The organism is Kitasatospora sp. NPDC057904 (assembly GCF_042887925.1).
Classification (GTDB): domain Bacteria; phylum Actinomycetota; class Actinomycetes; order Streptomycetales; family Streptomycetaceae; genus Kitasatospora.
Window position 1 is genome coordinate 115,153 of the sequence record NZ_JBHVOL010000009.1, and the last position, 23,682, is coordinate 138,834.

A 23,682-nucleotide genomic window follows, 5' to 3' on the forward strand; every position below is an offset into this window, starting at 1 on the left:
CGTTCACCCTGGACGGCTTGTCCGGTCACGGGCGCGCCCGGCATGATCGGTGCGCCGTCCGCTTGCCCCGTTCCACCCCCCCTGACCCCCGGAGCACCACACCATGACCTTCGCCGCAACGCAGCGCTCGCGCAGCGACGACCGCCGGATCAGCCCGGTGTTCTGGGTGCTCCTGGCCATACTGGGCACCTCCGGCTGGGCGGTGTACGCCGGCTACGGCAACGCCTCGTTCGGGGTGTTCCTGTTCGTCGTCGCGGGCTGGATGGTCTCGCTCTGCCTGCACGAGTACGCGCACGCGCGCACCGCGCTGCACGGCGGCGACATCAGCGTCGGCGCGAAGGGCTACCTGACGCTCAACCCGCTCAAGTACGCGAACGTGCTGCTCAGCTTCGTGCTGCCGATCGTCTTCGTGATCCTCGGCGGCATCGGCCTGCCCGGCGGCTCGGTCTGGATCGAGCGCCACCGGATCCAGGGGCGGCTCAAGCACAGCCTGATCTCGGCGGCGGGGCCGCTGGTGAACCTGGTCTGCGCCGCGGTGCTGCTGATCCCGGTGGGTGCGGGGTGGCTGCACAACAGCGACGTACCGTCCTACCACCTGGCGTTCAGCGGCGACCAGATGACGGCCCTCGAAGCCGGCATGGGCTTCCTCGGCCTGCTCCAGCTCAGCGCGGCGCTGCTGAACCTGCTGCCGGTGCCGGGCCTGGACGGCTACGGGATCATCGAGCCCTGGCTGTCGTACAACGCGCGCCGCGCCGTCGAGCCGTTCGCCCCGTACGGGATGCTGGCCGTGTTCGCGCTGCTGTGGCAACCGCAGGTCAACTCGTTCTTCTTCGGGATCATCTACGACGTGATGGACCTGTTCGGGGTGAACTCCACCTACGCGGCGCTCGGCCGCGCCCTGTTCAGCTTCTGGAAGAACTAGCCCGGCCGCAGCAACCGGCTAGCCCTGTTCGGCGGCCTGGGCGGCGGCCAGCTTCGCCCGGCGCCGGTTCATCCACAGGACGTTGCTCGCGACGCCCGCCAGCGGGATCCAGATCAGGCCCAGCCAGAAGCCCTGGGTCAGCGAGACGACGGCGGCGGCCAGTGCGAGGACGACGACGATCAGGGCGAAGACGGACGTGCGGGGCATGGCGGGCGGCTCCTCGGGCGCGGACGGCGGGCCGGCCGGAAGGGATCTGCCCGGCGGCCGGCCCCCATTGTCGCCGACCTCACCTCCGGACCGGGTCCAGGGGTGAGGCCGACACGGCGGGACGTGCTCAGACGTCGGTGATCCGCAGGCCCGCGTGCGCCTTGTAACGGCGGTTGACCGAGATCAGGTTGGCCACCAGCGACTCGACCTGGTGGGCGTTGCGCAGCCGGCCGGCGAAGATGCCCCGCATGCCGGGGATCCGCTCGGCGAGCGCCTGCACGACGTCGGTGGCGGCCCGCTCGTCGCCGAGGACCATGACGTCGGTGTCGATCCGCTCCACCGACTCGTCCTGGAGCAGCACCGCCGACAGGTGGTGGAACGCGGCGGTGACCCGCGAGTCCGGCAGGAGCGCGGCGGCCTGCTGCGCGGCGCTGCCCTCCTCCGGGACGAGCGCGTAGGCGCCCTGCTTGTCGAAGCCGAGCGGGTTCACGCAGTCGACGACGATCTTGCCGGCCAGCTCCTCGCGCAGGGCGGTGAGGGTCGCGGCGTGCCCGTCCCACGGGACGGCGATGATCACGATGTCGCTCTCCCGGGCGACGGCGGCGTTGTCGGCGCCGCGCACGCCGAGGCCCAGCTCGGCGGCCGAGGCCTCGGCCCGGGCGGCGTCGCGCGAGCCGATGATCACCTGCTGGCCGGCCTTGGCCAGTCGCAGGGCCAGCCCGCGCCCCTGGTCGCCGGTGCCGCCGAGGACGCCGACCACCAGCTGCGAGACGTCCGGCAGCTCACGGGCCGGGTTTGTCGCTGAATCGAGGGAAGTCATGGGCCGATCCTGCCAAATCCCCGGCCGGGCGGACATTCTGAGGCCCATGGACGCGGTGAGAGTTTCGGCACTCCGGGAGCGGCTGGCGGGCACCGGCTGGCTGGAGGCGGTCGGCGGCTTCGCCGGAGCGCTGCGCCGCTCGGTGTCCCGGCGCGGGGCGGGCGAGCTGCTGCTGGTCGGCACCGAGGCGTACGAGCCCTGGCACCTGGCCGCCCACCTGGACGACGAGGCCGCCTGGTCGGACGTCCCCCGGCTGGCGCCCACCCTGCTGCGGCACGGCCCGACGGCCGGCGCCCCGGCGCACCTGGCGCACGGCCTCGGGCGGCTCAGCGGGGCCCGGCGCGGCGCCACCGTCCTGGTGGTCGCCCCGCGGGCCGTCGGCGCGCCGCTGCTGGAGCGCGTCCTGGACGCCCGCCGGGGCGGCGCGACGGTGCTCGCGCTGGACGGCGGCGCCGCGGCCGGCGGGCCGGGCGGGCTCGCGAATCCCAGCGGGCTCGCCCGCCTCGACGACCTCCGCGGACTCGACGGCCCCGACCGGCTCGACGGCCCCGACGGACTCGACGACCTCCGCGCGCTCGCGCACGAGCGGCTGGCCGTCGGCACCGGCGCGGAAGAGCCCTTCGACCTCGCCCAGCACCTGGTGAGCGCCGCCGCCGCGCAGCCCCCGCCCCGCCGCTCGGCCCTCGGCCGGCTCGCCGACCTGGCCGCCCGGCTCACCGCGCCCCCGGCGATCGGCCGCTGGTAGGCCCCGCCCCGGCGGCCGGAAAACCCGTTGCGGCACCCGGAACGGCCGTCCGAGGATGGTCGTTCGTGAACGACGACGAACCACCCCATACCGGTCGGCTGCGCGCCCTGCTGCGCTCGCTGCGCCCCGACCTCTCGCCCTGGCGCTCCTCCCGCGACTTCCGGCTGCTCTGGACGTCCGGCTGCGTGACGAGCTTCGGCAGCTTCCTCACCTACGTCGCCGTGCCGATGCAGATCAAGGACCTCACCGGCTCGTCCTTCGCGGTCGGCCTGGTCGGCGCCTTCGAGCTCGTCCCGCTGATCGTCTTCGGGCTCTGGGGCGGCGCGCTCGCCGACGCCCTCGACCGGCGCCGGCTGGTGCTGCTGTCCGAGGCCGGGCTCGGCCTGCTGGCCGGGCTGCTCCTGCTCGACGCGCTGCTGCCGCACCCGCTGCTCTGGCCGGTCTACGCGGTCGCCGCGCTGGTCGCCGCGGCCGACGGCCTCCAGCGCCCGGCGCTGGACTCGCTCGTCCCGCGGATCGTCCGGCACGACCAGCTGGCCGCCGCGTTCGCCCTCAAATCCCTGTACCGCAACGTCGCTTCGGTGGCGGGCCCGGCGCTGGCCGGCGTCACCGTCGCCTTCGCCGGGGTGCGGACGGCGTACGCGCTCGACGTCCTCACGTTCGCCGTGTCGCTGCTGCTGCTCGCCCGGATCCGCGCCGTGCCGCCCGCGAGCGACGCCGAACGCCCCACCCTGCAGGCCGTGTTCACCGGACTCCGGTACGCGTGGAGCCGCAAGGACCTGCTCGGCACGTACGCGATCGACCTCTGCGCGATGCTGTTCGCCTTCCCCGTCGCCGTCTTCCCGTTCCTGGCCTCGGAGTTGGGCGCCGACTGGGCGCTCGGCCCGATGTACGCGGCCTCCGCCGCGGGCGCCCTGCTGGTCGGCGCGACCAGCGGGTGGACCTCCCGGGTGCACCGGCACGGCCGCCTGCTGGTCGTCGCCGCCGTCGGCTGGGGTGCGGCGATGGCGCTCGCGGGCCTGGCCGGCAACGTCTGGGTGGTCCTGCTCGGCCTGGCGCTGGCCGGCGGTGCCGACGAGATCAGCGGCGTCGCCCGCTCGACCATGTGGAACCAGTCCATCCCGGACGAGGTCCGCGGCCGGATGGCGGGCGTGGAATTGCTCAGCTACTCGGTCGGCCCGCAGCTCGGGCAGGTCCGGGCCGGCACGATGGCCGGCCTGATCGGTGTCCGGGCCTCCGTCTGGACCGGCGGTGCGGCCTGCGTCCTCGCCGTCGTCGCCGTCGCCGCGGCGCTCCCCGGCCTGCTGCGGTACGACGACCGCACCGACCCGAACACCGCCGCCGTCCGGGCCGGGCACGAACGGGCAGAGCGCGAACGGGCGGCGGCGGCAGCCCCCTGACGAGCCGTCACTCGGCCTGTCGCTCCGCCCCGCCCTCCGGCTTGTCGTCCGACGCGTTGCGCCACTCGCGGTTGCGCTCCTCGACGAGCTGGAGGGCGTGCGCCGCCTCGTCGCGGGTGGCGTACGGGCCGAGGCGGTCCTTGGCCGGGCACTCGGGGCCCTCCTCGACCTTGTTGTGCTTGATGCAGTAGAACCACTCGCCGGGCTTGCCGGTCGGCTTGCGGTGGAATCCCAGGGGCATGGCGGTCTCCTGTACGACGGCGGACGGTCCGCTACCGATCATTCCCCCGCCGGGGCCGCTCCGCACACCTCCCGGCCGCCCGGGGCCCGGCCGATAGACTCGCCGCATGGCTCTCGTACCCGGCACCCAGTCCCCCACCCGCAAGGTCCCGGCGCACATCGCGCGCCCCGAGTACGTCGGCAAGCCCGCGCCGACGCCGTACACCGGGCCCGAGGTGCAGACCGCCGAGACGATCGAGAAGATGCGGATCGCGGGCCGGATCGCCGCGCAGGCGATGGCCGAGGCGGCCGCGCTGATCGCGCCCGGCGTCACCACCGACGCGCTGGACGCCGTCGCCCACGCGTACATGTGCGACCACGGCGCCTACCCGTCCGACCTCGGCTACCGGGGCTTCCCCAAGTCCGTCTGCACCTCGATCAACGAGGTGATCTGCCACGGCATCCCGGACTCGACCGTGCTCCAGGACGGCGACATCGTCAACATCGACGCCACCGCCTACATCCACGGCGTGCACGGCGACCTCAACGCCACCTACCTGGTCGGCGACGTGGACGAGGAGTCCCGGCTGCTGGTCGAGCGGACCAGGGAGTCGCTCGACCGGGCGATCAAGGCGGTCAAGCCGGGCCGTCAGATCAACGTGATCGGCCGGGTCATCGAGTCCTACGCCAAGCGCTTCGACTACGGCGTCGTGCGGGACTTCACCGGCCACGGCATCAACACGTCGTTCCACTCCGGCCTGATCATCCCGCACTACGACAGCGAGCGGGCCACCGAGGTGATCAAGCCCGGGATGACCTTCACCATCGAGCCGATGCTCACCCTCGGCACCTACGACTACGAGATCTGGCCGGACGGCTGGACCGTCGTCACCAAGGACCGCAAGCGCACCGCCCAGTTCGAGCACACCCTGGTGGTCACGGCGGACGGCGCGGAGGTCCTGACCCTGCCGTGACCCACGCCGCGGTGCCCCGCCCCGGCGGGCGTCGTCAGCCGATGAGCCACTGCTCCTCGGCCACGGCGCCCACCTCGGTGCAGGCGTCCGTCAGCACGTCGAGGACGCGCAGCGGGTCCGGCAGGGACAGCTCGGGCCCGCGCAGCCACCGCACCTGGGAGCCGTCCGGCAGCGCGGCCGGCGGCAGCAGCGTGTACGAGCCACGGCAGTGCCAGCGCAGGCCGGGGTGCTCGGACATGGTGTCCGGCGTGGAGTCGAGCGCGCTCGGCCACCACTCGTCCTCGTCCTGCGGGGTGCCGCGGGTGGCGGTGAAGAACAGGTAGCGGTCCTCGCCGACGGCGGCCACCGGGCCCTCGACGCCGAGCGCCGTCAGCCGCTCCAGGGCGAGCCGCCCGGCCTCGGCCGGGACGTCCAGGACGTCGTGCGCGCGGCCGGTGGCGGTCACGAAGTTGGCGTGCGGGTCGCGGGAGAGCCAGCGGGCCAGCTGCTCCGGATCCGTGGTGGCCTGGGTCTGCCAGGCGAAGGACACCGGGTGCTGGGCGGGCGCCGGACAGGCGACCCGGTCGCACGAACATCGGTAGCCGGCCGGATGGGCCGCGGGTGCGAGCGGGAAACCGGCGCGGACGGCGCCGAGCAGCTGATCCAGTCGGGCGGCGGGAGTGTCCGCGTCGCCCGGACGGGCCCGCTCACGGTCACGCTTCTGCCACCAGGTCGTCCACCTGCTGCCGGCTTCCATCGGGCCCCTTCCGCGCGCTGCCGTGCCTGGTGCGACACAGCGTTCGACGTACCTCTCCGACGCAACGCACGGCGCCCCCCGCTGCTTCCCGGGTCGGTGCTCGGCCTTGCCGTCCACGCCCTGCCGGCCGGAGCCGGGGTCACCGGACGGCCGACGCCCGGGTCACGGTACGGAGTCGCGGCAGCGCTCGGGCTGCGGCTCGAAGGCCGGGAGAGCACGCCGATCCGCGCCTCGCCCGGCCCGCACGGGGCCCGCTGACCCGGGTGGACCCCGAGGGCGTAACAGGAAGGATAAGGGTGCGCGGGCCCTTCGGATGACCGGGGGCGGTGCCTCGCCGGTCACACTCCCGGCACGCAGTGGCCACAAGGCCCCCTCCGGTGGTCCGCCGTAACGTCACCCGCCCGGAGGTGAGACCCTGGTGGGGTGAAAGCGGAGACCGAATTCGTCGGCGGCCCCATGGACGGCCAGGTCCTCCCCATCGAGGTGGGGATGATGCTCGGCGTGCCCAAGAAGTACAAGGTGCCGGTCCCCGCGCACGGCGACACCCCCGCGCGCACACTGGTGTACGTCCGGTCCAAGCAGGTGCACGGCACCCGCTGGTTCTGGCGCTACGAGTACGACGAGGCGGCCACCGAGCGCGCGTCCGACTGACGGCCGCGCGGGCCGCGCCCCTCCGCAGCCTCCCCGGGAGGACGGCCATGGCGAGAACCGTGCGGCACCCCAGGAGCAGGACCCAGGCCATCGCGCACCACAACCGGCAGGTGGCCGGCGTCACCGCGGCGCTGCTGGTCGTGATCAGCCTCTACACCGTCGTCATCGGGCCCGACGGCTGGCTCTGGTTCGCGTGGGCGGTGCTGCTGCTCTCCTGCGTGGCCCTGTTCACGATCCGCGGCTGAGCCCGCTCCCGGGCCCGCCCCCGAACAGCGGCACCGCCCGCTTCCCCCGGCGACGGTCGGGCACCTCGGTCATTCGTCCCCGGTCATTCTTCCTCGGTCATTCGTCCTCGGCGAGGATCAGGTACAGCTTCTTGCGGGCCTCGGTCAGCACCGCCAGGCCCTTGGTGCGCTGCCCCTCCGAGCCGGTGGCCATGACCTGACGGATCGCCTGGTCGACCGCGGCCAGCGCCTGGCCGACCTCCTGGACGGCCTCCCAGTCGACCTCCCGGCCGGCCTCCGCCCACGGCTCCGCGGCCCCCGCCTCGGCCTCGGCCCGGCCCGCCTCGGTGAGCGAGACCAGCCGCTTGCCGCCGATCACCTCCGCGACGATCAGGCCCTCCTCCTCCATCAGCTGGAGGTTCGGGTAGATCGAACCCGGACTCGGCCGCCAGGCCCCGCCGGTCCGCTCGGTGATCTCGGCGATCATCTCGTACCCGTGCATCGGCCGCTCCTTGAGCAGCGCCAGCAGCGAGGCACGGACGTCCCCGCGCCGCGCCCGGCCCCCGCGCCGCCCGTGCGGGCCGCCGCGCCGGCCGCCGTGCCCGCCGAAGCCGTGCCCGAACGGACCGCCCATCGGGCGGCCGGGGCCACCGCCGCCGAACGGCGGACCGAAGCCGCCGAACGCCGCGCGGCGCTCGTAGCCCTCCCCCGGCATCCCCTCGAACTCCGGGCCCGGGCCGCGACGCCGGTCGCCGCGGGGACCCTCTCCACGAAATCGCATTCCTGAGCGCATGGCGCCCACCTCCTGTGGTTCGGCGAAACAGTCGAGTAACTGTCTCGATAGTTCGACGATATATCGGTGACTGTCGCTCGTCAACGGATACCGACACCCGACACGGCCGCCGAGCGCAGCGGTCGGCCCCCGTCCAGCCGCTACGGTGACGGGCATGGCCGGAGAACGCGATCTTTCGACGCTGCTGCGCGGCATGCGCCCGCTGCTCAACCCGGGGCGGTACGTCTACTGCACGCTGCCCGCGAAGGTGCCCGCCGGAATGCGGCCGGTGGTGACCGTCGCCGAACCCGAAGGGGTGACGGTGGTGCTCCCGCAGGAGGAGGCGGACGCCCTCGGGCTGCGGTACGAGTACGTGGCCGCCTGGATCACCCTGCAGATCCACTCGGCACTGGAGGCCGTCGGACTGACGGCGGCGGTCGCCGGCCGGCTCGCCGAGGAGGGGATCAGCTGCAACGTCGTGGCCGGCTTCCACCACGACCACCTGTTCGTCGGCGCCGACGACGCCGAGCGCGCCGTCCGGGCCCTGACGGAGCTGGCCGACCGCTCCGCCTGACGGTGCCGCCGAGTGGCCGCGGCCGTCCGCCCCTTCGACACTGGAGGCAGCCGCCCCGCCAGGGCCGGCCCCACCGGAAGGAGACGGCCGCCATGGCCATCTGCGTCACCTGCGGCAACGACTACTGGCTCGCCTTCGAGATCAAGACGGTCACCGGCGACACCTACACCTTCGACAGCTTCGAGTGCGCGATGGAGAAGCTCGCGCCCCGCTGCGAACAGTGCAGCGTGCGCATCGTCGGCCACGGCGTCGAGGTGGCCGGCATGTTCTTCTGCTGCGCCAACTGCGCCCGCGTCAACGGCGGCCTCGGCGAGCAGATCCGCGACGCCGTCGGCGCCCACCCGGCCTAGTCGGACCCCGCCCCGGCACGACGAAGGCCCTCCGGCCCGCGCTTCTCGCGCGGCCCGGAGGGCCTTCGGCTGCATGGGGGCGGAAGAGTCGGCCTGTACGCCGGGTTCTGTCACCCGGGCTGCTTGCGCGGCCCGGGGAGACGGCCATCCATCTAGGGCTGCCGTTGCCGACAGCCTCGTGCGGTCTACCCGCGAGCTCGGGCGAGCAGCCCTCGAACACTCGCGCACGGCGCCCGGAGGCACCGATCTTGACCTTGCTCCAGGTGGGGTTTACCGAGCCGGCCGGGTCACCCCGGTCGCTGGTGGTCTCTTACACCACCGTTTCACCCTTACCCGCCGCAGAACGGCGGGCGGTCTGTTTTCTGTGGCACTGTCCCGCGGGTCACCCCGGGTGGGCGTTACCCACCACCCTGCTCTGTGGAGCCCGGACGTTCCTCGGCGGGTCTGGGACCCGTCGCGACCGCCCGGCCGGCTCTTCCGCCGTAGTGGTCATCGTAGCCGCTCGGGCGGCGCCTGCCGTACTCCGGTCCGGACCGCCGGCGCATCCCCGCCGAGCCGGGCGGCGACCTGGGCCGCGGCCGCCGTCGCCCGGGCCGAGGTGGTGGCCAGGCCGAGGGCGAGGATCGCACCGCCGAGGCCCACCAGGATCCACCAGCCGGCGTGGCTGGCCGGCGCGAAACCCGTGGCCACCGGGCCGACCACCGCCGAGGTCACCACCGTCCCGATCACCGCCACCCCGAGCGACTGGCCGACCTGCCGGCTCGTCGACGCGACGGCCGCCGCCACACCCGCCTGGGCCCGCGGCATGCCGGAGACGGCCGCGTTGGTGATCGGCGCGTTGACCATGCCGAAGCCGAAGCCGAACAGCGCGTACGCGACGAGCAGCAGCACCGCCGGGGAGTCCGCGGTCAGCCGGGTGAGCAGCAGGCCGCTCGCGGCCAGGCCCAGCCCGGCCGCGACCAGCGGCAGGCGCGGGCCGCGGCCGCCGACGATCCGTCCGGACAGCGGCGCGCAGACCAGCATCATCCCGGCCATCGGCAGCGTCCACAGGCCCGCCTCGACCGGGCCGTAGTGCCGGACGTCCTGCAGGTAGAGGGTGTTGAGGAAGAGGAAGCCGCCGAGCCCGGCGAACGCGCACACCGCCGTGACGGTGGCGCCGGTGAACGGCGGGCTGGCGAAGAAGCGCGGGTCGACCAGCGGCTCGGCGACCCGCCGCTCCCACAGCGGGAAGGCGACCAGCGCGGCCACCGCGACCCCGGCCAGGGCCAGGATCAGCGGGGACGTCCAGCCGTTGCCGGGGCCCTCGATGATGGCGGCGGTGCCGCAGCCCAGCAGCAGGACCATCAGCAGCTGCCCGACCGGGTCCAGCCGGCGCGGCCGCGGGGCGCGCGACTCCGGGACGTAACGGATGGTCAGCGCCACGGCGACCAGCGCGACCGGAACGTTGATCAGGAAGATCGACGGCCACCCGGCGCCGTCCACCAGGAACCCGCCGAGCAGCGGCCCCATCGCCATCGAGATGCCGACCACCCCGCCCCACACGCCGATCGCCCGGGCCCGCTCGGCCGGGTCGGTGAAGGTGTTGGTGATGATCGACATGGCGACCGGGTTGAGCATCGACCCGCCGACCGCCTGGAGCGCCCGGAACGCCACCAGCCACTCCAGGCTCGGCGCCAGACTGCACAGCAGCGAGCCGAGCGCGAAGCACAGCAGACCGATCTTGAACACCCGGCGGCGGCCGAAGCGGTCGGCCACCGAACCGAACAGCATCAGCAGCGAGGCCAGCACGAGGGTGTACGCGTCGATGATCCACTGCAGGCCGGACGCCGGGGCGTCGAGGTCGTGCTGGATCGCGGGCAGCGCGATGTTCACCACGGTGTTGTCGAGGCCGACGATGAACAGGCTCAGACAGCAGATCGCCAGCACGAGCAGGCGCCGGCGGCGCCCCTGATCGGCGGGGGCGGTGGGGGCGGAGGGTTCGGACACGGCACGATCCTCCCACCCCCGCCCGCCCCCGGGCGGCTCAGAGGGCCGCGAAGCGGACCGTCCGGGTGGCCGGATCGGCCGCCGCCAGCCGCACCCGGATCAGCCCGCCGAGCGGCAGCGGGGCCGGGACCGCACCGGGGGCGGCCGCTTCGGGGCCGGCCGGCCGGTCGCAGCGGGCCCGGACGGCCGGCTCGCGCAGTTGGACGGTGCCCGAAGCCGGCCGCTTCTCGTCCACGTCGATCACCACCGCCGTGAAGTCCTCGCCCTCCCGGCCCGCCAGCAGCTCCGCCTCCACCAGGTCCACGCACGCCCGCTCGACCTCGGCCGAACGGCGGTCCCCGCTCGCCATCAGCGCCGGCACGCCGGGCAGCGCCTCACGCGTCCAGTCCGGCACGTCCTCCCCCGCGGCCACCGCCGCGCACACCTCCTGGGCGAACCGGTCGCCGAGCCGGCGCAGCGGCGCCGTGCAGTGCGCGTACGGCGCCGCCAGCGCCGCGTGGCCCGGATCGGCGGGGGCGGGCAGGCCGCGGGACTCGTCGAACGCGTGGTAGCCGGCGCCGCGCAGCAGCCCGGTGCACTCGTTGAGGAACGCGGCGTTGAGCGGCACGTCCGGATCCAGCGAGCGGATCAGCTCCTGGTACGGGAGGCCCTCCGGCCAGGCCACGTCCAGGGCGGCGGCGATCCGGCGCAGCCGCGCGTACGCGGAGGCGGGCGCGGCCGGCAGGGTGCGCAGCAGGCCGACGCCCGCGTCCAGCATCATCTCCGCGGCGGCCATGCCGGTGAGCAGCGAGATCTGGGCGTTCCAGCCGTCGGCCGGGCCGGGCGCGCGATAGCCGAGGACGTACCCGTGCAGGGTCTCCTCCACCTCCTGCTCGGGCACCGGCAGGCTGATCCCGCCGCGCGCCCGCTCCTGCTCCTCGCGCAGCCCGCCGACCGTCGCGAGCAGGGCCAGTTGCTCGTCGGCCCCGCCCAGGTCGACGGCGCGCTGGACGGCCGCGTAGTCCAGGCGGCGGTGCGAACGGACCACGGCGCGGCGCGCGTCCGCGAGCACGACCCCGCCGTCCGCGTCCAGGTCCAGTTGCCACAGCAGCGCCGGGCGGGGCTCGCCGGGCAGGAGGCTGGCGGCGTCCTCGGAGATCCGGGTGGGGTGCAGCGGGATGCGGTGGTCCGGGAAGTACAGGGTTTCGACCCGGCGGCGGGCCTCGGCGTCGATCGCCCCGCCCGGGCGGACGAAGGCGGCGACGTCGGCGATCGCGTAGTACACCCGGTAGCCGCCGCCCGGGCGGCGGGTGAGGTGCATGGCCTGGTCGAGGTCCCGGGAGCCGGGCGGGTCGACCGTGAAGAGCGGCAGGTCGGTGGCGTCGTACTCGGGCATCCGGGGCCGCTCGGCCGCCTCCTCCGCCTCGGCCAGCACCGCCTCCGGCCACTCGGCGTGGATCTCCAGTCGGGTCCTGAGCTCGGCCAGTTCCGCGTTGATCCGGGCGGAGTCGGCGGCCTTGACGCGCAGTTTTCGGCGTGGCATGCACGTCAGCGTAGGGCGAATCGGGTGATTCCGGACGGAGGCTCGGCGGCCCCGGTGGCCCCCTCCGGGGTTTCGGTGGCCTCCGGGGTATCGGTGACCTCCGGGGTATCGGTGGCCTCGGCGGCCTGAGCGGCCTCAGCGGCCCAGGAGCTTCCTGAGGTCGGCGGCGGCGAGGGAGACGGAGTCGTCGTAGCCGCCGGTGGCCAGGCACAGCACGAAGGCGACGGCGTCGTCCGGGTGCGGGTCGGTGTAGGACTCGCCGTTGTAGTCCAGGAACAGCAGCATCGCCTCGAAGGCGGTGCGCTTGTTCCGGTCGACCAGCGGGTGGTTGCGGGCGAGGCTCTGGCCGAGCGCGGCGGCCTTGGTCCAGAGGTCCGGGTAGGCGTCGGCGCCGAACAGGCTCGCTTGCGGGCGGCCGAGGGCGGACAGCAGGGCGCCGAGGTCGCGGATGTTCTCCGGGCCGCCGGCGAGGTAGGTGACGTCGTCGAGGTCCAGGAACTCCGTGGGCCCGGTGGGCCGGGTCACAGGTCCTTCAGCCTCTCCAGCGTCTCGGCGTTGGCCGCGCGGATGCGGGCCACCATGGCCGCCCGGCGCTCGGCCCGGCCGGGCCGCGTCAGGCCCTCCGGCACGTCGGACTGCCGCACCTCGAACGCCAGCTCGGCGGTGTCGCCCCCGCCCTCCCCCTCGGTGACCCGCACCCGCCCGGCCATCACGGCCTGCGCGGCGGCGCGCAGCGCGAACTCCAGCGCCTGCCGCGTCTCCACCGGCAGGTCGGCGGGCAGCCGCACGGACAGGGACTCCTCCACGGCGTCGTCATCCTCGCCGGGCACCAGGTCCAGGGGTCGCAGGGACATCTCACTCACTCTCCTTCGCCACCCACCGTAACGGCCGGTGGACCCCTGCCCCCACCGAATTCCCCCCGCTGTTCCCCCTGGGCACGGGCAGGGCGCAGCAGCCGAACGGCGGGCCACGGCCCGGGGAGCGGACGGACAGCCGACCGACACCCGCCACCCCCACCGAAATACCCCGGGCGCCACCGGCGACAGCAGCCGAACGGCGGGCCACGGAACAGCGAGCAGGCGGACAGCCGACCGACACCCGCCCCCACCGAAATACCCCCGGCACCACGGGCGACAGCAGCAGCCGAACGGCGGGCCACGGCCCGGTCGGACGGCCGGCGGTCAACGGACGTAAGGGTCCGTAGAGTTGGGGCAGGTGGTCGAACGTGGAGGGGGTCCGGTGATGAGTACGGTGAAGGCGACCGGGGTGGCGGTGTCGGCCGCGTTGGCGGGCGTCGGGGCGCTGCACGCGGTGTGGTCGGTGACGCCGTGGCCGTTGCGGACGCCGGAGGAGTTCGCGGACACCCTGGTCGGCGCGGGCGACGAGCTGCCGCCGGCGGCCGCCTGCCTCGCGGTGGCGGGGCTGCTCGGGACGGCCGCGTACCTGGTGGCGGCCGAGGCCGGCGCGCTGCCGCCGGTGGGACCGCGGCGGCTGCGGCGGGCCGGAGTGCGGGCGGTGTCCGGGGTGATGCTGGCGCGCGGGATCGGCGGGCTGGCGCTGTTCGGGAACGTCGTCGAGCGTTCGGAGCGGTTCACGCGACTGAACACCCGGTACTACTCGCCGCTCTGCCTGGCCCTCGGTGCCGGGGCGGCCGTGGTCGCGCGGGCGGGTGCCGGGGAGCCGTCGCAGTAGGGTGGCGGGGTTCGGTTGCCACAAAGTGTTGAGGAGTCCGCTGTGCTGGTGCTGTTGCCGCCCTCGGAGGGGAAGGCCGCGTCCGGGGACGGGGGGCCGGTGGTGCTCGACCGGTTGTCGTTGGCGGGGCTGACGACGGCGCGGGCCGAGGTGCTGGAGGCGCTGGTCGCGCTGTGCCGGGGGGACGAGGACACCGCCGCCGAGGTGCTCGGGCTCAGTCCGGGGCTGCGCGGGGAGATCGCGCGGAACGCCGGGCTGCCGTCGGCCGGGGTGCGGCCGGCGGGCGAGGTTTACACAGGGGTGCTGTTCGACAACCTGGGCCTGGCCACCCTGGACGAGGCCGCGTACGGCCGGGCCGAGCGCTCGCTGCTGGTGTTCTCCGGGCTGTGGGGCGCCGTGCGGATCGCCGACCGGATCCCGCCGTACCGCTGCTCGATGGGCGTGAAACTCCCCGGCCTGGGGGCACTCGGGGCGTACTGGCGGAGTGCGATGGCCCCCGTGCTCCCGGAGGTCGCGGACGGGCTGGTGCTGGACCTGCGCAGTTCCGCGTACGCGGCCGCGTGGAAGCCGGCCGGCGAGGTGGCCTCGCGCACGGCGACCGTCCGGGTGCTCCAGGAGCGGAACGGCAAGCGCACGGTCGTCAGCCACTTCAACAAGGCGACGAAGGGCCGGCTCGTCCGGGACCTCCTGGTGGCCGGCGCCGAGCCGAAGACCCCCGCCGAGCTGATGGACGCCCTGCTGGAGCTGGGCCACCGGGTGGAGCTCGCCGCGGAGGGCACGGCCCGCAAGCCGTGGCAGCTGGACGTCGTCGTCACCGAGGTGCACTGACGGTGTGAGGCGGGGCCCGCGCACTGACGGTGTGAGGCGGGGCCCGTGCCCCGCCTCACGGTCGGGTCAGCGCAGGTGCGACGTGTCGTTGAGCAGCCGCACCGACGCGTTGCCGTCCGCGTAGTACTGGACGGCGCACAGCGAGGCCGCCGACAGCTCCATCCGGTACAGCGAGTCCGGCGGGGCGCCGAGGGCCAGTCGGACCAGCGTCTTGATCGGGCTGACGTGCGACACGACGAGGACCGTCCGGCCGGGGTGGCGGGCGATGATCTTGTCGCGGGCGACACCGGCCCGGTGGGTGAGCGTGGTGAAGCTCTCGCTGCTGCCGGTCGGCTTGGCCTTGGCCGAGCCGAGCCACGCCGTGAGGTCGTCCGGGTAGCGCTCGCTCACCTCGGCGAAGGTCAGGCCCTCCCACGCGCCGAAGTCGACCTCGCGCAGGCCCTCCTCGTACCGCACCTCCAGGCCGAGCCTGGCCGCGACGGTCTCGGCGGTCTGCCGGGTGCGCTGCATCGGGGAGGCGACGACCGCCTGGATGCTGCCGCGCGCGGCGAGCGCCTCGGCGGCCCGCTCGGCCTGCCAGCGGCCCTTCTCGGAGAGCTCCGGGTCGCTGCCGCCGCTGCCGGAGAAGCGCTTCTCCGGGGTGAGCGCGGTCTCGCCGTGGCGCAGCAGCACGAAGGTGGTGGGGGTGCCGAGGTCGGCCGGGGCGGCCCAGCCGGCCTTGGGGGCCGCGGTCTCCAGCGGCGGTTCGGCGACGGCCGCCGCGGCCGGCGCTGCCGCAGCGGGCTTCCTGGGCTCCCACTGGCGGCCCGCCTTGCCGGCGTCCATGGCCTCGTTGGCGAGCCGGTCGGCGCCCTTGTTCCGCTCGCGCGGGATCCAGGTGTAGGTGACGCGGCCCCGCGGGAGGACGGTTTTCGCCTCGGCGGCGAGCGGCTGCATGTCGGGGTGCTTGATCTTCCAGCGCCCGGACATCTGCTCGACGACGAGCTTGGAGTCCATCCGGACGTCCACCGTGGCGTCCGGGTCGAGCTCGCGCGCCGCCCGGAGCCCGGCGATCAGGCCCTTGTACTCGGCCACGTTGTTGGTGGCGTGCCCGATGAACTCGGCGGCCTCGGCGACGATCTGCCCGGTGTCGCCGTCGCGGACGACCGCGCCGTAGCCGGCCGGCCCCGGGTTGCCCCGGGACCCGCCGTCCGCCTCGACGATGAAGCGCGCCACCACCGGATCAGACGCCCGAGTCGGCGGTGCGGACCAGGATCCGCGAGCAGTTCTCGCAGCGGACCACCTTGTCGGCCGGCTCGGCCTTGATGGCGTTGAACTCGGTGATGGAGAACTCGGTGCGGCAGCCCTCGCAGCGGCGCTGGTAGAGGCGGGCCGCGCCGACGCCGCCCTGCGTCTCGCGCAGCTTGGCGTAGAGCTTCATGAGGTCGGCCGGGACGACGGCGGCGACGGTCTCGCGGTCGCGCTTGACCTTGTCGGCCTCGGTGTCGATCTCGGCGAAGGCGGCATCCCGGCGGCCCTCGGCCTCGGTGAGGACGACGGTGGAGTGCTCCAGGCGGGCGGTCAGCTCGGTGACGCGGGTCTGGGCGCTCTCCAGGCGCTCCATGACGTCGAGCACGACCTCCTCCAGGTCGCCCTGGCGCTTGGCGAGCGAGCCGATCTCGTGCTGGAGGTTCTCCAGGTCCTTCGGCGAGGTGATCGCGCCGGAGTCGAGGCGCTGCTGGTTGCGGGCGGAGCGGGCGCGGACCTGCTCGACGTCCTGCTCGGCCTTGGTCAGCTCGCGGGCGGTGTCGCCCTGCTGGGCCTGGGCGGCGACGACCAGGTCCTTGAGCGCGGTGTGGTCGGCGGTGGCCTTCTCGATCTCGGCGTGCTCGGGCAGGCTGCGACGCCGGTGGGCCAGCTGGTCGAGCTTGGAGTCGAAGGCCTGGAGGTCGAGCAGGCGGATCTGGTCGGCGGGCGCGGCGTTCAAGCGGAGAGCTCCTGTGAATCGGGTCAGGCGGGGAAGGACATGGGGGCGTGCGCGGTCCACGGGTCGGTGACCCGGTGGGAGACCTTGGTCTCCACGGCCCAGCCGCGCTGGTCGGCGGCGGCCCGCAGGGCCCGCTCGGCCAGGGTGAGCCAGGGCCACTCGGTGGCCCAGTGCGCGGCGTCGACCAGCGCGACCGGGGCCGCCTCGGCGGCTTCGGACGCCGGGTGGTGGCGCAGGTCTGCGGTGACGTAGGCGTCCACGCCGGCCGCCCGGACCTCGGCGAAGAAGCCGTCCCCGGAGCCGCCGCACACCGCGACCCGGCTGATCAGCCGGTCCGGGTCGCCGGAGACGCGGACGCCGGCGGCGGTGGCGGGCAGGCCCTTGGCGACCTGCTCGGCGAAGGCGGCGAGGGTCAGCGGGGGCTCCAGCAGGCCGATCCGCCCGCCGCCGCGGCGGCCGAGCGGGTCGGTCGGGTCCGGCACCAGCGGACCGGTGACGGTCAGGCCGACGGCCTCGGCGAGGGCGTCCGAGACCCCGGGGTCGGCGTGGTCGGCGTTGGTGTGCGCGACGTGCAGGGCGATGCCGTTGCGGATCAGCGTGTGCACCACCCGGCCCTTGAAGGTGGTGGCGGCGACGCTGGTGGTGCCGCGCAGGTAGAGGGGGTGGTGGGTGACGACGAGGTCGGCGCCCCACTCCACGGCCTCGTCGACGACGGCCTGCACGGGGTCGACGGCGAACAGGACGCGGCCGACCTCGGCCTCGGGGTCGCCGCAGACCAGGCCGACGGCGTCCCAGGACTCCGCCCACTGCGGCGGGTAGACCTCTTCGAGTGCGGTGATGACGTCGGACAGTTTCGGCACCTGTCGAGACTACCGTGCGCGCGGGGGCGGTCGGGCCCCGGCCGCTCGGTCTCGGGGGCGGTCGGGGGGTCTCCCGGGCCCGGGCTGCGGGTTCGGCCGGCGTACATGGGTGCCACCCGCACACGGATGCTCGTCAACCCGCCACGATCCGCCGCTCGCACCCCCCGGGCGCCGGGGGCGCGGGCCGCGCACGCCGGTGCGCCGGGCGCGCGTTGCTCACACCGTGCCCTTCGCACGAATTCGAAACCCGCGCTGGATCACCCTTATGAGTGAAGTGACCGGCTGTGCGTTGAGCCTCTCCCGCCTCGAAAGTAACTTCAGTTCTGCGAACGGCAGTTGCCCCGGCCCGAGGTCGGGATCGCACTCCGTCGGCGCGGGCCGGAGCCCGCCGCACCAGGGGTTGGGCTCATCGCCCCTCATGAGGAATTGCAACGAGGGGCCGTAGCGAGGGGCTGCCACGAGCAGCGCGCACCCGTGGGCGGCGGCCGATACGAAGGGATGTGGATGCGGATGATGGGGGCGGGCACATCGCTGCGTACGGCCGGGGGCCCGGGCCCGGTGACCGGCGGGCCGGACGCGGCCGGTCCGTGGCCGGAGGCGACGCGGGCGGCGCTGGCCGGCACCGGAGACCGGGAGGGCGGCGGGGACTGGGAGGTCACCGCCGGGGGCTTCTGGTGCACGGCCAGGCCGTCCGGGTCGTCACCCTTACCCGGGCAGGGCTGGAAGCTGCACGTCAGCGCGGCCTCGGCGGTGGGAGAGGCGGTGCTCGCGGCCGTCGTGCGGGTGGTCGCCGAAGACCCGTGCACCTTCAAGTTCGCGGCCGGGGAGCAGCGGCTGCGGGAGCTCAACTCACGCAACGGCGACCGCGGTTCGGCGGGCAAGTTCATCACCGTCTACCCGGCGGACGACGGCCAGTTCCGGCGCCTCGCCGCCGCGCTCGACCGCGCGACGGACGGGCTGCCCGGACCCGTCGTGCTCTCCGACCGGCCGTACCGGCCCGGCAGCCGGGTGCACTACCGCTACGGCGCGTTCGCGGCACGCGCCGAGCTCGGCAACGACGGGGAGTACCGGTCGGTGCTGCGCGGGCCGGACGGGGAGCGGGCGGTGGACGTCCGCGGGGCCTCGTACCGGGCGCCGGGGTGGGTGCGGGACCCGTTCGCCCTGCCCTTGGGGCCCGCGACACCGTCGCCCAGGAAGCGGGCCGGCGGCGTGCTGCTCGCCGGGCGGTACGCGATCACGTCCGCCGTGCGGCACAGCACCAAGGGCGGCGTGTTCCTCGGCCGGGAGGCGGCGAGCGGCGCCGAGGTCGTGGTCAAGCAAGCCCGCGCCCACATCGAGGTCGACCGCGCCGGAACGGACGCCCGCGACGCGCTGCGGCACGAGGCCGCCCTCCTGACCCGGCTGGCCGGGCGGGGCCTGGCACCGGCCGCGATAGAACTCATCGAGCAGGACGACTCGGTCTTCCTGGTGCAGGAACGAATCGCCGGGCAACCGCTGGGCAGCTGGGTCGCCACCCGCCTGCGGCGCGACGGCAGCCCCGACGTCGACTGGGCCGAGGCCGGACCGATGGCCCGGGCCCTGCTCGACCTCGTCGAGCGGGTGCACGCGGAGGGACTCGTCCTGCGCGACCTCTCCCCCGGCAACGTCATGGTGCGGCCCGACGGCGGCCTGCGGCTCGTCGACCTCGAACTCGCCGCCGAGACCGGCCGGCACGCCGGCGCGGCCGGCACCCCCGGCTACCGCGCCCCCGAACAGGGCCCGGGCCGGCTCAGCCTCGTCACGGACGGCACGTGCGTCGCCGACCCCGCCGTCGACCTGTACGCCCTCGGCGGCCTCCTCTTCCTCCTCGCCACCGGCCACGACCCGCTCCTCCCCGAGGACCTCCCCCACGCCCGCCCCGTCACCGAACGCCTGACCCGCTGGCTCACCCTCGCCGCCCGCACCGGCACCACCGCCCGCCGCCTGGCCCCGGCCGTCCTGGGGCTCCGGGCGGACACCCCGGCGGAACGCTGGGGGGTGGCGGCCGTCCGCGCGGCGGTCTTCGGCGGGGACGGGGAGGGCGCGCCGTCGGGTGCGAGCCCGAGCGCCGAAGGCCGGAGCGGGGAGGGCACGCCGTCGGGTGCCAGCCCGACCGCCGAAGGCCGGGGCGGCGAGGGCACGCCGTCGGGTGCCAGCCCGACCGCCGAAGGCCGGGGCGGCGAGGGCACGCCGTCGGGTGCGACCCCGACCGCCGAAGGCCGGGGCGGCGAGGGCACGCCGTCGGGTGCATCCGGCGCCACACAGCCCCCTAGCGCGCTCCGCCCCGTCGGCGCCTCCGACCTCCTCCCCCGCGATGCCGCACCCGCCGCCGAGCAACAGGGCGGCACGCAGCCCACGGCAGGAAGCCCCGAGGCCTCCGCGCAGTCCCCCAGTGCACTCCGCCTCGCCGACGTCGTTGGCCTCCCCTGGTACGACGCTGCGCCCGCCGCCGAACGACAGGACAGCACGCAGCCCACGACCGAGAGCCCCAAGGCCGACGGCCACCCTGGGTCCGCAACCGCCCACCCGGGTGCGCAGCAGGCCGGGACGGGCCCGGCCGGAGACGCCTCCGCGCAGTCCCGCAGCGCGGTCCGCCTCGCCGACGTCGTCGACCTCCACTGGTCCGACGCTGCGCCCGCCGTCGACCTCGACCGGGTGCTGACGGACGGCCTGCGGCACCTCGCCGTCACCGCCACGCCCGCACGGCGGGACCGCCTGTGGCCCGTCGTGGCGGCCGGGGAGCGGACGGATCCGTGCAACGTGCAGCACGGGGCCGCCGGGGTGCTCGCCGTTCTCGCCCGTGCCGCGCTCGTGGGCGGGCTTCCCGAAGACGACGGAACGCTCCGGGTGGCGGCGGACTGGATCGAGCGCCGCTGCGCGGCCGAGCCGGTCGTCCTGCCGGGGCTGCACTTCGGGCGGTCGGGCACGGCGTGGGCACTCCTCGACGCCGCCCGGGCGCTCGACGACCGCGAACTCGCCGAGCGGGCCTCGGCGATGGCGCTGCGGGTCGACGTCGAGTGGCCCAACCCCGATGTCTGCCACGGCGCCGCGGGGGCGGGCCTCACCCAGCTGCGGTTCGCCGCCGACGCCGACGCCGACACCGACGGCACCAGGGCGTCCGCCTTCCTCGCCCGCGCCGCGCGCGGCGGCCGTGCGCTCCTCGCGGCCGCCCGGCGGGAACCGTACGGGCTGGTCTGGCCGGTGCCGAAGGACTTCGACTCGGCGCTCGCCGGGATCACCCACCTCGGGTTCGCGCACGGTGTCGCCGGGGTCGGCGCCTTCCTGCTCGCCGCCGCCGAGGCCACCGGCGATCCCGCGCTCCTGGCCGGTGCCGTCGAGGCGGGCCGCACGCTCACCGCCACCGCCCGCCGCGACGGCGGCGGCGGCGCCGGCACCGGCACCGGTCCCGCCTGGTGGCCGCAGAGCGCGGACGACGCCCCGCACGTCCGGCTCCCGCACTGGTGCAGCGGCTCCTCCGGCGTCGGCACGTTCCTCCTCCGGCTCTGGCAGGTCACCGGGGACGCCACCGCCCACGAGCTGGCGCTCGCCGCCGGGCGGGCCGTGCTGGCCGGCCGCTGGCACAGTGGGGTGAGCGCCTGCCACGGTCTGGCGGGCGACGGCGAGTACCTGCTGGACCTCGCCGAAGCCACCGGTGAGCGCGAATTCCACTCCGGGGCCGAGGAGTTGGCGCACCTGATCGTCGCCCGCTCCGCCCTCCGCGACGGCCTCGTGGTGCTCCCCGACGAGACGGGCACCGGGTGCGCGCCCGGCTACGGCACCGGCACCGCCGGCGTGCTCGCCTTCCTGCTGCGCCTGCGGCACGGCGGCCCCCGCCTCTGGGTGGACCCGGTGCCGCCCGCCACGCGCCGGCCGGCCCGCGCCACGGACGAGGTGGGCCGACCGTGAACGTCGCCGCCCCGACCCGCACCAACGCGCTGCGCCGCCTGAGCTTCACCTTCGCGCCCGACGGCAGCCACGCCGCGTGCCTCGCCTCGGCCGCCGACGGCGGCTGGTACGCGGAGAGCTGGCTCCTCCCGGCGGACGGCGGACCGGCGGCCCCGACCGCGCTGCCGCTGTCCGGCAACCGTTCGGAGAGCCTGCGCTCGCAGTTGGTCTCGCTGCCGGACGGGTCGGTCCTGATCTGCCGGCACGACGGCGAGCGGCACGACCTCGTCCACCTGTCGTCCCGCGAAGGCACGTGCACGGAAACGCAGTTGGCGACGCTCCGGATGCCCGGCCTGCGCCTCCTGCCGCTGCCGGCCGGCCGCACCGCCCCCTCCGCCCCCGTGGCGCTCGCGCTCGGCACCGACACCCGCCCGGCGACCACCGTCTGGCTGGTCCGGACGGACGGCAGCGAGCCCGAACAGGTCGCCGAGGTGCCGGGTCTGCACGGCGGCGGGGTCTGGCTGGACCACACCGGGGCGCTGCTCGCCCTGGACCGGGTGAGCGCGGGGATCGTCCGCACCGTCGTGCTGGACGTGCGCAGCGGCGCCGTCACCCCGCTGCTGGAGATCGGCGAGCGCAGCAACGACCGCCTGGTCCTGTTCGACCCGGACAGCCGCTTCGCGATGGTGCGCAGCGACGCGCCGGGCACCGACCGGCTGGGCTGGGGCGTGCTGGGCGGCGGCGAGCCGCTGCGGTTCCCGGAGCGGCTGCACGTGGCGGGGATGTTCCTGCGGCCGGTGGCGCTGCGGCAGGCGGCAGACGGGCCGCGGGTGGCGGTGCAGATCGACCACGGCGCGGGTTCGGCGCTGGCGCTGTGGCGGCCCGCGGCGGGACGGCTGGACCCGCTCCCGGTGCCGCCGGGCCGGCTCGGCGCGGTCGGGCACTGGGGGGAGGCGGGGCTGCGGATGCCGTACTCGGCACCGGACCACCCGGCGGCGCTCGCGGCGCTGGACGTGGACGCACTGCTGGCGCACGGCCCGGCGTCCCCGGCGTCCGGACCGATGCCGCTGCCCCTCCAACTGGCCCCGCTGGGCTCGGGGTTGCCCGGCCCTTGGCGGGACACGGTGCTGCCGTGGCAGCCCGGCGGCGCACGCATCCCCCGTACGCAGCCGCCCGGTTGGCGGCTGGACGGCAGCACGGCACCCGGCGACGGCGGTCGCTGGCAGCCTGCCCAGAGCATCGAACTCGCGGGCCCGGCCGGGCCGTTGGAGGCCGTCGTATACGGCGGCGACGCGTGGCTGAGCAGCCCGCACCTCGTCCTGGCGCTGCACGGCGGCCCGGCGGACGCCTGGCGGCTGGAGTTCGACCCGGCCCTGCAGCGGATGGCCGCGGACGGCCTGGCCGTGGTCGCGCCGAACCAGCGCGGCTCCACCGGGTACGGCGTGCCGCACGCGATGGCGATCCGCGGCGCGTGGGGCGGGCCCGACCTGGACGACGTCCTGTACCTGCTCGACGGCCTCGCGGGGCAGCGCGCGGCGCTCGGCCTGGAGCCGCCGTCGCTGTTCGGCGTCAGCTACGGCGCGTTCCTCGCCCTGCTGGCGGCGGCGCACGCCCCGGCCGAGCACGTGGCGCGGTGCGCGGTGGTCGCGCCGTTCCTGTCCGGCGCCCGGCTGCTGGCCGAAGCGGCGCCCCCGGTGCGGGCGTTGACCACCCGGCTGGGCGGCGGCGAGCAGATCGCGGACGCCCGCGGGCCGCGCGACGTGCTCCAGCTCGCGCACCGGCTGAGCGCCCCGCTGCTCGTGGTGCACGGCAACCGGGACGAGGTCGTCCCGGTGAGCCAATCCCGTTCGCTGCGACACGAGTTGCTGCGGATCGGCCGGGTCGAGGGCGCGGACTTCCGGTACGTCGAGGCGGCCGGCTCCGGGCACGAGGTGCTGGCCGAGGAGGGCGCGGCCGTGCTGCACGAGCTGCTCGCCGCCTTCCTGCGCACCGGCCGGCCGGGCTGACCGGCCCCGCACGGCGACACACCCCACAGACTCCCGGGCCCGACGGCCCGGGGCACCACCCCGGCGCGGCGGACGGAGCCGCCCGGGGGCGATACCCGGCGCCCGCAGGCAGATCGCGGCGGGCGCGCACTCAAGGGGAGGAACAGATCATGGAGAACATGGTGGACTTCGAGACCGACCTCGCGGCGCTCCAGGAGCTGCCGGAGAGCGAGTCCGTCGAGCTGACCGGCCACGGCGCCGGCTGCCAGTACACCTGCCTCATCCTGACCTGCCTGATCTTCACCATCAACTGATCACGGCAGCGCCAGGGTCCTCCGATGACCCA

The 23,682-nt window shown here is 75.2% G+C and carries 25 protein-coding genes and 1 other RNA gene; 13 read left to right on the forward strand and 13 right to left on the reverse strand.

The window, feature by feature from the left end; all coding sequences use genetic code 11:
* Window positions 1-103 precede the first annotated feature (103 nt).
* Window positions 104-922 (forward strand): site-2 protease family protein, encoded by an 819-nt coding sequence (locus ACFVSN_RS23320; protein WP_387956500.1) that lies wholly within the window; start codon window positions 104-106, stop codon window positions 920-922.
* 18 nt (window positions 923-940) lie between these two features.
* Here ACFVSN_RS23320 and ACFVSN_RS23325 read toward each other — a convergent pair whose 3' ends face one another.
* Both ACFVSN_RS23325 and npdG read right to left on the reverse strand, forming a co-directional pair.
* On the reverse strand, window positions 941-1,129 hold the full coding sequence (locus ACFVSN_RS23325) for a hypothetical protein (RefSeq protein ID WP_380443431.1): 189 nt from the start codon (window positions 1,127-1,129) through the stop codon (window positions 941-943).
* Between the two features lie 127 nt (window positions 1,130-1,256).
* Window positions 1,257-1,949, reverse strand: coding sequence for an NADPH-dependent F420 reductase (gene npdG, locus ACFVSN_RS23330; RefSeq protein WP_380498981.1), 693 nt, complete (start codon window positions 1,947-1,949; stop codon window positions 1,257-1,259).
* A 46-nt stretch (window positions 1,950-1,995) separates the two neighbouring features.
* Between npdG and ACFVSN_RS23335 the strand changes: the two genes are divergently transcribed.
* Together ACFVSN_RS23335 and ACFVSN_RS23340 are read left to right on the forward strand one after the other, a co-directional pair.
* Entirely contained in the window at window positions 1,996-2,694 is a 699-nt protein-coding gene (locus ACFVSN_RS23335; RefSeq protein ID WP_387956501.1) for a hypothetical protein, read from the forward strand.
* A gap of 65 nt (window positions 2,695-2,759) precedes the next feature.
* A complete protein-coding gene (locus tag ACFVSN_RS23340; protein ID WP_387956502.1) occupies window positions 2,760-4,094 on the forward strand; it encodes an MFS transporter in 1,335 nt (444 codons plus the stop codon).
* Between the two features lie 7 nt (window positions 4,095-4,101).
* On the opposite strand, the gene ACFVSN_RS23345 is transcribed toward ACFVSN_RS23340, so the two are convergent.
* Entirely contained in the window at window positions 4,102-4,335 is a 234-nt protein-coding gene (locus ACFVSN_RS23345) for a hypothetical protein (RefSeq protein ID WP_380443423.1), read from the reverse strand.
* 106 nt (window positions 4,336-4,441) lie between these two features.
* Here ACFVSN_RS23345 and map point away from each other — a divergent pair, with 106 nt between their 5' ends.
* Window positions 4,442-5,287 (forward strand): type I methionyl aminopeptidase, encoded by an 846-nt coding sequence (gene map / locus ACFVSN_RS23350; RefSeq protein WP_380443421.1) that lies wholly within the window; start codon window positions 4,442-4,444, stop codon window positions 5,285-5,287.
* 34 nt (window positions 5,288-5,321) lie between these two features.
* Here the strand turns inward: map and ACFVSN_RS23355 are convergent, their stop codons facing one another.
* Window positions 5,322-6,023, reverse strand: a complete 702-nt coding sequence (locus ACFVSN_RS23355; RefSeq protein ID WP_359961575.1) for a bifunctional DNA primase/polymerase — start codon at window positions 6,021-6,023, stop codon at window positions 5,322-5,324.
* 423 nt (window positions 6,024-6,446) lie between these two features.
* Between ACFVSN_RS23355 and ACFVSN_RS23360 the strand changes: the two genes are divergently transcribed.
* On the forward strand, window positions 6,447-6,674 hold the full coding sequence (locus ACFVSN_RS23360; RefSeq protein WP_380443419.1) for a hypothetical protein: 228 nt from the start codon (window positions 6,447-6,449) through the stop codon (window positions 6,672-6,674).
* A gap of 47 nt (window positions 6,675-6,721) precedes the next feature.
* Window positions 6,722-6,919, forward strand: coding sequence for a hypothetical protein (locus ACFVSN_RS23365; RefSeq protein ID WP_380443418.1), 198 nt, complete (start codon window positions 6,722-6,724; stop codon window positions 6,917-6,919).
* A gap of 97 nt (window positions 6,920-7,016) precedes the next feature.
* On the opposite strand, the gene ACFVSN_RS23370 is transcribed toward ACFVSN_RS23365, so the two are convergent.
* Entirely contained in the window at window positions 7,017-7,691 is a 675-nt protein-coding gene (locus tag ACFVSN_RS23370) for a PadR family transcriptional regulator (RefSeq protein WP_380443416.1), read from the reverse strand.
* A 154-nt stretch (window positions 7,692-7,845) separates the two neighbouring features.
* On the opposite strand from ACFVSN_RS23370, the gene ACFVSN_RS23375 reads away from it, so the two are divergent.
* Together ACFVSN_RS23375 and ACFVSN_RS23380 are read left to right on the forward strand one after the other, a co-directional pair.
* Complete coding sequence (locus ACFVSN_RS23375; RefSeq protein WP_380443414.1) at window positions 7,846-8,244, forward strand: ACT domain-containing protein; 399 nt, start codon at window positions 7,846-7,848, stop codon at window positions 8,242-8,244.
* A gap of 92 nt (window positions 8,245-8,336) precedes the next feature.
* On the forward strand, window positions 8,337-8,594 hold the full coding sequence (locus tag ACFVSN_RS23380) for a Prokaryotic metallothionein (protein ID WP_359961560.1): 258 nt from the start codon (window positions 8,337-8,339) through the stop codon (window positions 8,592-8,594).
* Window positions 8,595-8,674: 80 nt separating this feature from the next.
* Here the strand turns inward: ACFVSN_RS23380 and rnpB are convergent.
* From rnpB to ACFVSN_RS23405, 5 genes are all read right to left on the reverse strand, one after another.
* An RNA gene (rnpB, locus tag ACFVSN_RS23385) (RNase P RNA component class A) lies at window positions 8,675-9,070 on the reverse strand.
* A gap of 13 nt (window positions 9,071-9,083) precedes the next feature.
* Window positions 9,084-10,580 carry an MFS transporter gene (locus ACFVSN_RS23390; RefSeq protein ID WP_387956503.1) on the reverse strand — a complete coding sequence of 499 codons (1,497 nt, stop codon included), beginning with the start codon at window positions 10,578-10,580 and terminating at the stop codon, window positions 9,084-9,086.
* Between the two features lie 37 nt (window positions 10,581-10,617).
* The gene (locus tag ACFVSN_RS23395) at window positions 10,618-12,102 is read right to left on the reverse strand and encodes an RNB domain-containing ribonuclease (protein ID WP_380443410.1); all 1,485 of its coding nucleotides are present in this window, start codon (window positions 12,100-12,102) and stop codon (window positions 10,618-10,620) included.
* Between the two features lie 135 nt (window positions 12,103-12,237).
* A complete protein-coding gene (locus ACFVSN_RS23400) occupies window positions 12,238-12,627 on the reverse strand; it encodes a type II toxin-antitoxin system death-on-curing family toxin (RefSeq protein ID WP_387956504.1) in 390 nt (129 codons plus the stop codon).
* On the reverse strand, window positions 12,624-12,956 hold the full coding sequence (locus ACFVSN_RS23405; RefSeq protein WP_380443406.1) for a hypothetical protein: 333 nt from the start codon (window positions 12,954-12,956) through the stop codon (window positions 12,624-12,626). The genes ACFVSN_RS23400 and ACFVSN_RS23405 overlap by 4 nt, the downstream gene beginning before the upstream one ends.
* Window positions 12,957-13,344: 388 nt before the next feature.
* Here ACFVSN_RS23405 and ACFVSN_RS23410 point away from each other — a divergent pair, with 388 nt between their 5' ends.
* Together ACFVSN_RS23410 and yaaA are read left to right on the forward strand one after the other, a co-directional pair.
* The gene (locus tag ACFVSN_RS23410; protein ID WP_380504655.1) at window positions 13,345-13,794 is read left to right on the forward strand and encodes a DUF3995 domain-containing protein; all 450 of its coding nucleotides are present in this window, start codon (window positions 13,345-13,347) and stop codon (window positions 13,792-13,794) included.
* A 42-nt stretch (window positions 13,795-13,836) separates the two neighbouring features.
* Window positions 13,837-14,622, forward strand: coding sequence for a peroxide stress protein YaaA (gene yaaA / locus ACFVSN_RS23415; protein ID WP_380498971.1), 786 nt, complete (start codon window positions 13,837-13,839; stop codon window positions 14,620-14,622).
* 66 nt (window positions 14,623-14,688) lie between these two features.
* On the opposite strand, the gene ACFVSN_RS23420 is transcribed toward yaaA, so the two are convergent.
* Genes ACFVSN_RS23420 through ACFVSN_RS23430 form a run of 3 tightly spaced genes read right to left on the reverse strand, consistent with a single transcriptional unit; the run spans window position 14,689 to window position 17,448 of the window.
* Window positions 14,689-15,840 (reverse strand): bifunctional RNase H/acid phosphatase, encoded by a 1,152-nt coding sequence (locus ACFVSN_RS23420; protein WP_387956505.1) that lies wholly within the window; start codon window positions 15,838-15,840, stop codon window positions 14,689-14,691.
* Window positions 15,841-15,844: 4 nt separating this feature from the next.
* Window positions 15,845-16,588: a zinc ribbon domain-containing protein gene (locus ACFVSN_RS23425; RefSeq protein WP_380443398.1), complete on the reverse strand. Its 744-nt coding sequence runs from the start codon at window positions 16,586-16,588 to the stop codon at window positions 15,845-15,847.
* A gap of 23 nt (window positions 16,589-16,611) precedes the next feature.
* On the reverse strand, window positions 16,612-17,448 hold the full coding sequence (locus tag ACFVSN_RS23430) for a Nif3-like dinuclear metal center hexameric protein (RefSeq protein ID WP_380443396.1): 837 nt from the start codon (window positions 17,446-17,448) through the stop codon (window positions 16,612-16,614).
* A gap of 504 nt (window positions 17,449-17,952) precedes the next feature.
* Here ACFVSN_RS23430 and ACFVSN_RS23435 point away from each other — a divergent pair.
* The 3 genes from ACFVSN_RS23435 to ACFVSN_RS23445 all read left to right on the forward strand — a co-directional run bounded on the left by ACFVSN_RS23435 (window position 17,953) and on the right by ACFVSN_RS23445 (window position 23,650).
* Window positions 17,953-21,372, forward strand: a complete 3,420-nt coding sequence (locus ACFVSN_RS23435; RefSeq protein ID WP_387956506.1) for a lanthionine synthetase LanC family protein — start codon at window positions 17,953-17,955, stop codon at window positions 21,370-21,372.
* Entirely contained in the window at window positions 21,369-23,357 is a 1,989-nt protein-coding gene (locus ACFVSN_RS23440) for an alpha/beta hydrolase family protein (protein WP_387956507.1), read from the forward strand. Before ACFVSN_RS23435 ends, ACFVSN_RS23440 begins: the two co-directional genes overlap by 4 nt.
* A 149-nt stretch (window positions 23,358-23,506) precedes the next feature.
* The gene (locus ACFVSN_RS23445; RefSeq protein WP_363659199.1) at window positions 23,507-23,650 is read left to right on the forward strand and encodes a VenA family class IV lanthipeptide; all 144 of its coding nucleotides are present in this window, start codon (window positions 23,507-23,509) and stop codon (window positions 23,648-23,650) included.
* Window positions 23,651-23,682 lie beyond the last annotated feature (32 nt).